A 3241-nucleotide genomic window follows, 5' to 3' on the forward strand; every position below is an offset into this window, starting at 1 on the left:
CTTAACGATTTTCATTGTCTCTAAACTTATGGTAATAACCCTCTGAAATAACTCTAGAGGGTAGGCAGGGTTGCCAATGGTTTCAACAGCATAACGATTGGCATCATTAACAATGCCACTCTTTTTATCAGTCTTAACACATTGACGCCCCATAACCCATTCAAGAGCGGATTTACCATTAACGATATACTCACAAGCGTCAAGAGGGATATCTGTTATTGTGATATTGTTATTATAAATAACAGTGGTTTTATCTTTCTCTTTACCTGCTTTTGCGAATTTCATTTCAGTCACGTAATAGAATTTTTCTGGATTAGAGATCTCTGTAACTTTTGGATTACCTTTTTTAAAGGTTACGGGATAAGGTTTTACAGTTTCATAATTCACGTGCAAATGATCCAGTTCACGCCCTGTTACAACAGAGTTCCGTTTTCGTATAAGGGGTTTAAGTCTCTTCAAAAGAATTAAAACGAAGCTTATTAAATCCATTTTGAATGAATTGAGAAAAAATGCAGAAAAATGCTAAAAAAGCCGATAATTTTTTCAAAAGTTTTTTAAATGCTGTTTATACGCAGCCCATGAGAGAGATCAGATCAGCAAAATAGTGAAATTTGCTGTTTATTTTATGGAAAAAGACAAATGAAGCATGTGCTTTTAAAATATCATAATGATTATTTTGATAGATTTTATGAGTCACTAAAATAATCTAGTTTGTTAGTTCAATTTACAGACACAAACTGACAAATATATATTATTGATTGTATTTAAGGTTGTATTATCGATATAGGTTGTATCGTTAAAATTCTAACATATTGAAATATAATGTTTTTAATTTTCTCTCATTTTAAAAAAATAATATAGGTTCTAAAAAGAACTGACAAGACTGACAAAACTCTTCTGATAAGGTCACTCAGATCATTTGCTTTTGGAAAAAAGTTCCTTGATGAGAATGCCATAAAAAGAGTTTTGCGTGGTTGTCTTAAAGACTTCAAAAGAGATTTTTTTATTGTTTTATGCTGTTGTTTTTAACCAAAGGATGCCATTCATACCGTCTATCAGGACGCCGACCTAATTCATTCCCCTCTATAGGAAATTCACGAATATAGTTACAACGACATAAAAGCTCTAAAGCTTGCTTAACGGCTCCATTGTCTTTTAAAGATCTCCAACACCGTCTATAGATATCTCTTGCCGTAAAAACATTGGGTAAAAGATCACAGCGCTCTACAATTAATTTTGCACGCTCTGCTGTTAATGTATCATTCGCCGCATAAAGACGTTTTGCATGGCTTATCAGATATTCTTCCCAATATAAGGCTCTCTCAAGGGCATCTCTATTGATTTCAAAACGCCCCCCTTCACTCAATTCAAAAATCAATGCAAGGGTTGGTATGGTTTTATTCATTTTCAAAAGATGCGCTTGTAAACTTGATGAGAAATGACCTCCTTTGATTGTTCTTTGAAAATTTTCCCACCATACACGAAACATTTCTTGAGCTTCAGCAGAAAAGCGTATGGTAATAGGGTGTTTTGGTGATCCTAATGGTTTATCATAAAGAGAACGAAAAATTCCTTGATAACTTTCCCATGCCTTTTGATTGGGAGGTCTATCAACCCATAACCGCTCTTTTCGTTCATCGGGCCACACCAGCATTTGAAACCGTTGCAATAAGCCGTCATTATTTGTTCCATGGTGCATTGCTTGAATAATGGGAATAATCCGTGAAGGTTGAATGCCCCCAATAATGGAAATGGTTGCATTGGGAATAAAAATGGTTCCACGTCCTATACGGTCATAGGTGTATGATTTTTTGCCATTAAAAGCTGTTAGATAGAAAGAACGGTCTGATTGATATTCCTTCCGTTCCAAATCGGATAAAAAACCAGATAATTCATCACGAACCAACAATAAACCACGGGGGTTTTCTTTTAACAATTCCCCAAGCTTTTCGACGGTCACATCGTTGACAATAAGACGTCGTTTATTAAGCGTGTCATCTTCCTCACTTTCTTTATGTTCAAGAGATTGAGAAAGAAGAGCAAGGGCTTGTTCCTCGTCTTGATCTTTGAGTGCTTTGTAGGCTTGTTTTTTCTTTTCTCTTTTGTCTAATTCAATAAGAATATCTTTTGTTTCTTGCTGTTTTTTCTTCTTTAACCATTCTTGATGCCATTCCTCTTGAAAAACATCAAGAGGTGCTAAAGCAGCTTCCATGGTATCTGTTTTCATAGTTGAAGGTTCCCCCACAATGGCACCCCAGAGATTAGGAACAATTTTCCAATTGGCATGTTGTTTTGGAGAAACCCGCACGCCATTTCCAATGACAGCAGACAATCCACATAAAGCAGAAACAGCAACAAAATCGATAGAAGATTGTTGAATATCAGCAACGTCATAAACATAGTTTATTAATGGTGTTGGAAGCAGGAATATTTTAAAAGGCTCGACGGGTAAGAGAGCCGTAGCAATCGGTTGTAATTGCCCCCAACCATTTTGTTGCAAGGCTTGTTCATAAGAAATGGCTTTTAAACAAGTATTTTCGTTTAAAGAGACATTATCGTTATCATTGACGGGAGTATTTTCATTATTGTTTTGTAAATTACTATCTTTCATAGTTTCCCTCTTTTAAGAAAGTAATACGTTATTAAAATCGGTTCCTTTTGGAGCTTGCATCATAAAGACCTCAAAGCCTTGTCTATAGGCACGCGCAGCTAGGGTAAAACCTGCTTTACGACCCGCATCATCGCCGTCCATTGCAATGGTGAGACGTCCTTTTGTATGGGGTAAATTCACACGCATCATGCCACTGGTTGAAAGAGACGCCCATAAATCAACGGGCTCTGATAACAACCCAGACAGCAGAGACAGCCCCGTTTCAATGCCTTCACAAATGACCAGATGTTTTGGATTGGCTTGACTTAAATGCACAGCACCACCTGTTACAGATCCCAACATGGCTTTTGCTGGTTTTTGGTCTGTTTTGCAGCCATTGGCTTGTAAAAAGGTTCTATGAATGGCAAAGGAACCAGCACCCTTAACAAGAGCCACTAACGCGGGCAGTGTACCCCCAGAGGGGTGCGAACATTTGTCGTAAAAGCGTAAATCAGGAGGCAAATCACATGTAATACTCCGCATACGTAAATAGGTTTCTGCTAAAGTATTTTTGATTGGTTGGCTTTGTTGCCAAATTGCTTTTGCTCTCTCTGCTTTCTGTTTTGCTCGTTTGAGATCAGCACAAAACTG

At 37.2% G+C, this 3241-nt stretch carries 2 protein-coding genes and 1 pseudogene; all 3 read right to left on the minus strand.

What is annotated here, in order from left to right:
* A pseudogene (locus ACFINX_RS09560) lies at window positions 1–420 on the minus strand (type ISP restriction/modification enzyme); the annotation flags it as partial.
* A gap of 583 nt (window positions 421–1003) precedes the next feature.
* Complete coding sequence (locus ACFINX_RS09565) at window positions 1004–2611, minus strand: YfjI family protein (RefSeq protein ID WP_375665961.1); 1608 nt, start codon at window positions 2609–2611, stop codon at window positions 1004–1006.
* 12 nt (window positions 2612–2623) lie between these two features.
* A partial coding sequence (locus ACFINX_RS09570) for a toprim domain-containing protein (protein ID WP_375668751.1) occupies window positions 2624–3241 on the minus strand: 618 nt, incomplete at its 5' end.

The organism is Bartonella sp. AP36NXGY (assembly GCF_042195865.1).
Taxonomy (GTDB): domain Bacteria; phylum Pseudomonadota; class Alphaproteobacteria; order Rhizobiales; family Rhizobiaceae; genus Bartonella.